The 3,527-nt window shown below is 41.2% G+C and carries 4 protein-coding genes; all 4 read right to left on the bottom strand.

Translation table 11 applies throughout. The annotated features are described in order from the left end of the window. Positions 1-55: 55 nt before the first annotated feature. From ccoP to ccoN, 4 genes are read right to left on the bottom strand one after another with little or no spacing between them, the layout of a single operon-like run. Complete coding sequence (gene ccoP, locus GQR46_RS17690; RefSeq protein WP_165722272.1) at positions 56-1,090, bottom strand: cytochrome-c oxidase, cbb3-type subunit III; 1,035 nt, start codon at positions 1,088-1,090, stop codon at positions 56-58. Then, positions 1,087-1,272 (bottom strand): cbb3-type cytochrome c oxidase subunit 3, encoded by a 186-nt coding sequence (locus GQR46_RS17685; protein ID WP_010554061.1) that lies wholly within the window; start codon positions 1,270-1,272, stop codon positions 1,087-1,089. The genes ccoP and GQR46_RS17685 overlap by 4 nt, the downstream gene beginning before the upstream one ends. A gap of 6 nt (positions 1,273-1,278) precedes the next feature. Beyond that, positions 1,279-1,953 carry a cytochrome-c oxidase, cbb3-type subunit II gene (ccoO, locus tag GQR46_RS17680; protein ID WP_010554062.1) on the bottom strand — a complete coding sequence of 225 codons (675 nt, stop codon included), beginning with the start codon at positions 1,951-1,953 and terminating at the stop codon, positions 1,279-1,281. A 12-nt stretch (positions 1,954-1,965) separates the two neighbouring features. Next, positions 1,966-3,399, bottom strand: coding sequence for a cytochrome-c oxidase, cbb3-type subunit I (gene ccoN / locus GQR46_RS17675; RefSeq protein ID WP_007585649.1), 1,434 nt, complete (start codon positions 3,397-3,399; stop codon positions 1,966-1,968). Positions 3,400-3,527: the final 128 nt, after the last annotated feature.

Genomic DNA, 3,527 nt, shown 5'->3' with positions numbered 1-3,527 from the left:
GATTAATCTATTGAATTAAATAAATTAATTTATAAACATTTTATTAACCGCGTGCTTATTTATCTTGCGATAAACTGTAAACATAGGCAGTTAATAAGTGAATCTTATCTTCACCTAAAATGTCTTTCCATGCAGGCATTACACCGGCACGGCCGTGGTTAAGCGTTTCTTCAACAGCACGTTGAGAACCACCATATAACCAAATGTTATCAGTCAGGTTAGGCGCGCCAAACGGTAGGTTATGTGCAACCGACCCTTTACCGTCAGCACCATGACATGCGGCACACATTGCAAACTTAGCAGCGCCTGCGTCTGCGTCTTTTTGGTTAACAGTACGACCAGAAAGGCTCAGCACATGTGCTGTCATTTCTTTAACGCCTTGTTCGCCAAGAGCAGGACCCCAAGCTGGCATTGCTGCAATACGACCATAAAGAAGTGTTTCTTTAATTTTGTCAGGTGTTCCGCCATATAACCAATCTTTATCAGTTAGGTTAGGGAAGCCAGTACCACCACGTGCATCAGAGCCATGACATTGCGCACAGTTTTGTGAGAATAAACGCTGACCAATTTCAATGGCTACTTGGCCATCTGTTTGCTCATGTTTATTATCATTATCAAGTGCTACTTGCTGCGCTGCATCACCTTCAAATTTAGAATTAACTAAATCTAAAACGGGTACTTGTGCAAGTTTATTAAAAATAGGACCAAAGCGCTCTTCTGCAGCTTCGTACTCTTTATCAAGTTTTACAAAGCGACCATCCGCTTTTGCCTCTGCAACTGCTTTTTTAGATTCAGCTAAAGACGTAATACCTTGATTAGAACTAGTCCATTTACCAAAACCTTCCCAGTTACCTAAACCTGGGAAAGCTGCAAGGTAATATACCGACCAAGCAAAAGTTGCGAAAAACATGTAAGTCCACCATTTTGGTAGTGGATTATTTAGCTCTTCAATGCCGTCAAATTCATGTCCACAGCTTTCACCTTCTTCTACGCCTGCATAGTTTTTTAAGTTCCAAACTAATAAGCCAAAGATGATGCATAAGCATGCAAGGGTTAATACAATAACCCAAATACTCCAAAAGCTAGTCATTTTTCAGACTCCTTTTCCTCGTTAGAGAGCGTGTTGTCATGTTTTTTTTCATCTTCAAAAATGGCATTAGCAGCGCTGTCAAAACGAGTTTTGCTTCGCTTGCTATATGCCCATGCAACAATCACAATAAACAATACTAAAATTACCAGAGTTAAAATACCTCTGTATGTTCCGTAATCCATAATTTTTTACTTCAAGTGGGTACCAAGTTGCTGTAAATACGCGATGAGAGCTTGGATTTCTGTTGCGCCTTTGCCATCATTCATAGCATTAACTTTATCAACATCTGCTTGAAGCTCTGCATCATCGCCATAACCTAAACCCGGATGTTTTGGGTTTTCTGGGTTAATAGCAAAAGTATCACGGAAAAGTTGTAGTTTTTTCAGAGTAAGGCTTGTATCAACCGTATTCTCTGCTAACCAAGGAAAGCCTGGCATGTTTGACTCAGGAACCACAGCACGTGGATCAACTAAGTGAGCATAATGCCAATCGTCCGAGTAGCGCTTACCAACACGAGCCAAGTCAGGACCAGTACGTTTAGAACCCCATAAAAACGGATGATCCCATACTGATTCGCCTGCTACAGAGTAGTGACCATAACGCTCAACTTCATCACGAAAAGGACGAATCATTTGTGAGTGACAGTTAGAACAACCTTCACGCACGTAAAGGTCGCGGCCTTCCATTTCTAAAGCGTTAAGAGGGCGTAAACCCTCCACTGGTTTAGTTGTATCGTCTTGAAACATTAGCGGAGTGATCTCAACTAACGCGCCAAAGCTAATAGCAAAAACAGTCAGAATAGCCATAAGGCCAACGTTCTTTTCTACTATTTCATGTTTGTTTTGTGAATTTTTCTTGCTCATCATCTCACTCCGTTATGCTAATTGTGCTTGCGCGTCTAGTTTCAGAGATTCTTTCTCAGCTGAAATAGTGCGGTAAACGTTATAAGCCATAACTAACATACCCGTTACGATGAATACACCGCCTACAAAGCGCATGATATAGAAAGGATGCGACGCTTCTAAAGACTGCACAAAGCTGTACATTAATGTACCGTCAGCATTCACTGCACGCCACATTAGACCTTGCATTACACCAGAAATCCACATTGCAACAATGTATAAAACAACACCTACAGTGTGTAACCAGAAGTGGGTATTAACTAATTTAACGCTATACATACGACCTTGCGCGAATAACGCAGGAATTAAGTGGTAAATAGCACCAATTGAAATCATAGCAACCCAACCTAGTGCACCTGAGTGTACGTGGCCGATTGTCCAATCTGTGTAGTGAGATAACGCATTTACAGATTTAATTGCCATCATTGGACCTTCAAACGTAGACATACCGTAGAAAGACAATGAAACAACTAAAAAGCGTAGTACTGGATCAGTTCGTAGTTTATGCCACGCGCCAGATAGCGTCATAATACCGTTGATCATACCACCCCAAGACGGTACGAATAGGATAATAGACATAACCATACCTAAACTTTGCGTCCAATCAGGAAGCGCTGTGTAGTGAAGGTGATGAGGACCAGCCCAGATATATAATGAAATTAGAGCCCAAAAGTGAACTACCGATAAACGGTATGAGTACACTGGACGACCTGCTTGTTTAGGTACAAAGTAATACATCATACCCAAGAAACCAGCAGTAAGTAGGAAACCTACAGCGTTATGACCGTACCACCACTGAACCATAGCATCTACGGCACCTGCATAGATTGAATATGATTTAGTTAACGACACAGGCACTGCCATGCTGTTTACAATGTGTAGCACTGCAACAGTAATAATAAAGCCAGCATAGAACCAGTTAGCAACATAGATGTGCGACACTTTACGCTTGATTAAAGTACCAAAGAATACAATAGCGTAAACAATCCAAACCACAGCGATTAAAATATCGATTGGCCATTCAAGTTCTGCATATTCTTTTGAGCTAGTAATACCTAACGGTAGCGTTATTACTGCTAATACAATAACTAGCTGCCAGCCCCAAAAAGAAAAGGCGGCGAGTTTGTCTGAGAAAAGACGCGTTTGACAAGTACGTTGTACGACGTAATAAGACGTCGCAAAAAGTGCACTGGTACCAAATGCGAAAATTACTGCGTTCGTGTGTAACGGACGTAGTCGAGAGTAAGTTAACCATGGTGTATCAAAGTTAAGTGCTGGCCAAGCTAATTGGGCAGCAATCAGAACCCCAATACTCATGCCAACGATGCCCCAAATCACTGTCATAATAGCGAATTGGCGTACAACCTTATAGTTATACTCAGTTTGTGATGCTACTGTTTGGCTCATTTTCTGGCTTCCGCTGCAATAAATGCGTTTAGAAATGAATTACCCACCTTTAAAAGTGGGGCCTACTATTTTCTCAAGCGTGTTATCTAAAACTTTCAATACATGAAAGCTTCAGAAAAAAACTTGAG

Origin of the sequence: Pseudoalteromonas sp. Z1A6 (assembly GCF_011378745.1) — a bacterium.
Classification (GTDB): domain Bacteria; phylum Pseudomonadota; class Gammaproteobacteria; order Enterobacterales; family Alteromonadaceae; genus Pseudoalteromonas; species Pseudoalteromonas arctica.
This window is presented reverse-complemented; position numbering and strand designations above follow the sequence as displayed.